The organism is Nocardia sp. NPDC060220, assembly GCF_042727815.1.
Taxonomy (GTDB): Bacteria; Actinomycetota; Actinomycetes; order Mycobacteriales; family Mycobacteriaceae; genus Nocardia.
This window is the reverse complement of the sequence record NZ_JBHWZY010000627.1, coordinates 1-4,133: the sequence shown is the minus strand read 5'-3', so window position 1 is coordinate 4,133 and position 4,133 is coordinate 1. Positions and strand designations below refer to the sequence as shown.

The following is a 4,133-nucleotide window of genomic DNA, read 5'->3' as shown; positions in this document are numbered from 1 at the left end:
CGAGCAGTTGCTCGCCTGGTGCTCGGAATCGAATGGGTGAAGTCTTGCCCAACAACTGATTTCGATCTCTGATCCGCCGAATCCCGCCTGGTACACATCAACTCGCTGATCGACATGGTTTAGTGGGGGATTTGATGGACATTCCGGTGGAGCTCGTACTTTCCGCGGTCGGCCTCGTGGTGGCCTCGGCGGCGTTCGTTCGCGAATTCGTCCTGGTCGGGCGGCGTCGGCTGGGATACCGCGTCCAGATGGACACGCCGGTGACAGGCGAGACGGACACCGCGTCGCTGGTCGGCGCCTTGGCGAATCTGAGCACCCCGGAAGCCGGTGGGCCACAGCTGGACTTGTCCAAGCTGTCGGTCGTGCTGGTCCGCGTCGAGAACAACGGCACGCTCGCCATCGACCCCGACGACTACACGATGAGTGGAGCCGATCCGCGGGTCGGGCTGCATGTCACATTCCCTGGTCGTGAGGTCATCGGTTTGGCGGTGACCGAGCTGGACGGGCCGCTCTCCGACAATCTCGGCCCCGCATCGGGTATCGGCAAACGGGCCAGAGGCGAGGGCGAGAACTTCGCCGGCATCATCGATCTGCCGAAGGTGCAGCTCGAACGACGTCAGCACTACAAGATTCTCGCGGTGCTCAAGCGGGTGCACGGTGACGGGGAGCCGGTGGAACCTGTCCTGACCGGGCGGGTCAAGCGAGGCAAGGTCGTCGAGACCACGAGTCACTCCGGCCCGTCGAAGAAACTGATGGCGCTGTCGGGCTTCCTGGTCGCGCTGATCGCGGTGCAAGCGGTCCTCGCTCTGCAACCGGACCCGCCACCGCGTGACTGCGCGGAGGGTGCCCTCACGCTGGTCGGTTCCACCGCGATGGCGCCGATGATTCGCACGGCCGCGCAGAACTACGCAAAGACCTGCACCGGAGCGAAATTCACCTTCGACTTCGCGGGAACCTCCGACGGGCTCGTCGAGCTGGTCCAGACCGGCCCGACGCAGGAGATGCTCGCGATCAGTGACGGTCCCAAGGGCAACGGCTTCGACAAACTGATCGAGTATCAATTGGCTCTCAGTTCCTTCTCGATCGTGACCCACCCGGGTGTCGACCTGCCGAATCTCACGACGCAGCAGGTCCGTGATCTGTACCGGGGAAACATCAAGAACTGGAACCAGATCGGTGGGCCCGATCAGCCGGTGGTGCTGATCGACCGGGAGGCGGGTTCCGGCACCCGAACGGCGCTCGAGAACCGGTTGCTAGAAGGTAACCGTAAGGTGTTCCCGTTCATCCCGTGCGCCGGAAGGCCATCGGAGGGCGAACAATGCGAGGTCAAGACCACCGAAGGGGTGGCGTCGTTCGTCGCCCGTACCCCGGGCGCGGTGGGTTACATGGAGACTTCGGCGGTCAGCGGTGAGGTGAAACTCGTCGCGCTGGACGGGGTCAACGCGTCGGAGGACACCATGAAGATGCGGACGTACCCGCTCACGGTGGTGGAGTACGCCGATACACATGGACAGGTGGCCGGTGATTCGCTGGCGGCCCAGTTCATCGACTACCTGATGCACGGTCAAGGCAGGGCCACTATTCGGGAGTTCGGCAATATTCCGTGCCTGGATTCGGTTGGACAGGCAATCTGTACGCCGTAGACCGCCTCTGACCGCGTAATCTCCTGCCGTGGTAGGTAATCGATATAGAACATTTCCAGCAACACGCTGGTTTACTCTGCGGTAGCGGGGTACGTTCCTTGACGGCCCCTCTGTTCAGGCGGGCACCCGAAACGGTGCGTATTGCGTCTGGCCAGGCCAACCATGCCCCATGGACGGCGGTGAAGCTCTCGTCTCCACCTCCGCCGAGGCGGCCATCTCTTGTTCGCGCAAGTGTTGCTAGGTTGCGTCCCTGGAAGGAAGGTCATGAGTACAGACACGTCGGCAATGTCGCCGACCGGTTTGTCCGCGTCCGATCTCTACTCGATCGATCACCACGGTGGTCCCCTGCGGATCGCGATGGTTGTTCCACCGTATTTCGATGTTCCACCCAAGGCCTACGGCGGCGTCGAGGCCGTCGTCGCCGATCTGGTCGACTCCCTGTGTGAGCGTGGCCATCACGTCACCCTGTTCGGTGCGGGTGTCGACGGTACCAAAGCGGATTTCGTTCCGCTGTGGGACCGGATCCAGCCCGAACGGCTGGGCGATCCGTTCCCGGAAATCGTGCACGCGCTGCGGGTGCGCCGCGCCATCGAGCGGCTGGCCGATACCGAAGGCATCGACCTGGTCCACGACCACACGTTCGCGGGCCCGCTGAACGCGCCCGCCTACGCCAATCTCGGGTTGCCGACGGTGGTCACCGTGCACGGCCCGGTGCAGGACGACTGCTACCGCTACTACAAGGAACTGGGCCAGGAGTGCTCGCTCGTCGCGATCAGCGACCGTCAGCGCGCGCTGGCGCCCGATCTGCCATGGGCGGGCCGGGTCCACAACGCGCTGTGTCCCGATCAGTGGCCGTACGAGACCGAGAAGCAGGACTACGCACTGTTTCTCGGCCGGTTCAGCGACGACAAGGGCCCGCATCTGGCGCTCGACGCCGCCCACGCCGTCGGCATGCCGCTGATCCTGGCGGGCAAGTGCAGTGAGCCGCCGGAGAAGGCCTACTTCGAGGAGTTCGTGCGGCCGCGGATGACCGATCAGGATCAGATGTTCGGTCTCGCCGACGCGGCCGCCAAGCGTAAGCTGCTCTCCGGAGCTAAGTGTCTGCTGTTCCCCATTCGATGGGAGGAGCCGTTCGGCATGGTGATGATCGAGGCGATGATCTGCGGTACGCCCGTGGTCGCGTTGCGTGGCGGTGCGGTGAGCGAAGTGGTGGTCGACGGGGTCACCGGGCGGATCTGTGACGATCCGGCCGAGCTGCCCGCGGCCATCGCCGAAGTTCAGACCTACGATCCGGCGGTCTGCCGCAAGCACGTGGTCGACAACTTCAGCGCCGACACCCTCGGCCGCGGCTACGAACAGGTGTACCGGGATCTGCTCGCCCGCACCACGATCGGGTACGACACCGCGTATGCGATGCCGATGCCCGTCGGGGTAGCGGCCAACGGGCGCGCATGAGCACCGACAGCGCCTCGGCGCCGAGCCCCCTCAACGCGGGGGAACCCGCGGGGCTCGGTGGCGGCGGCGGCAACATCACCCTGGTCGAAGGCGGCACGTTCTGCCTGTCCGACCGGCTCGGCGATATCGAGCCGGGTAAGCCGCAAGGCCTGTTCTTTCGTGACGCCAGGGTGATCTCGCGCTGGGAGCTGATGATCGACGGCAAACGGCCCGAGGCGCTGTCGGTGTTGAGCCCGGAGGCCTTCGCGGCGCGGTTCGTGCTGCGCAGGCCGCCGCAACAGGGTCGGGCCGACAGCACCCTGCTCGTGGTGCGCGATCGGCTCGTCGCCGAGGGCATGCACGAGCTGATCACGCTGGAGAACATGAGCCGTGAGGCGACAGCGGTGGTGCTCGAACTGCACGTCGACGCCGACTTCGTCGACCTGTTCGCGGTGAAGGAAGGCCGGACCCACGGGCGCCGGGCGGAGATGACCACCACCGACGGTGAACTGCTGCTGCACGATCGCGCCGATCTGTCACGTGGGCTCGCGCTCACCTCGACCGTCGAGCCGATGGTGTTGCCCGGCACCATGATCTGGCGGGTCGTGGTCCCCGCGGGCGGGCGCTGGCAGACCGAGATCACCGCCCAGCCGGCGGGTGCCGCGCAACGCCCGCAGATCGCGGGGACACCGGGCGAGCGATATCGGGCCAGCGAGCCCGTGCGCAAGATCCAGGCCTGGCGAGCCACCGCCACCGATATCTCCGCGGATTCGGGCCTGCTCAACCAGATCCTGCGGCGCACCGAAAGCGATCTGGGCGCCTTGCAGATCCACACCGATTCGGGCACCAACCGGCCCTTCGTGGCGGCGGGCGCGCCGTGGTTCATGACGCTGTTCGGCCGGGACTCCCTGCTCACGGCGTGGATGTCGCTGCCACTGGAAACCGATCTGGCACTGGGCACTTTGCAGCAGCTGGCCGAATTACAAGGGCAGACGATCGACCCGCTCGTCGAGGAGGAGCCGGGCCGGATCATGCACGAGATGCGGCGCGGACCCT

3 protein-coding genes are annotated in these 4,133 nt (G+C 65.7%); all 3 read left to right on the top strand.

Translation table 11 applies throughout. The annotated features are described in order from the left end of the window. The first annotated feature begins 134 nt into the window (after positions 1-134). A complete protein-coding gene (locus ACFWF3_RS26585) occupies positions 135-1,643 on the top strand; it encodes a PstS family phosphate ABC transporter substrate-binding protein (RefSeq protein ID WP_378992143.1) in 1,509 nt (502 codons plus the stop codon). Positions 1,644-1,928: 285 nt separating this feature from the next. Beyond that, a complete protein-coding gene (locus ACFWF3_RS26580) occupies positions 1,929-3,098 on the top strand; it encodes a glycosyltransferase family 4 protein (RefSeq protein WP_379316068.1) in 1,170 nt (389 codons plus the stop codon). Continuing rightward, positions 3,095-4,133: glycogen debranching N-terminal domain-containing protein (locus tag ACFWF3_RS26575; protein WP_379316066.1), on the top strand; the 1,039-nt coding region annotated here is incomplete at its 3' end. The genes ACFWF3_RS26580 and ACFWF3_RS26575, both read left to right, overlap by 4 nt.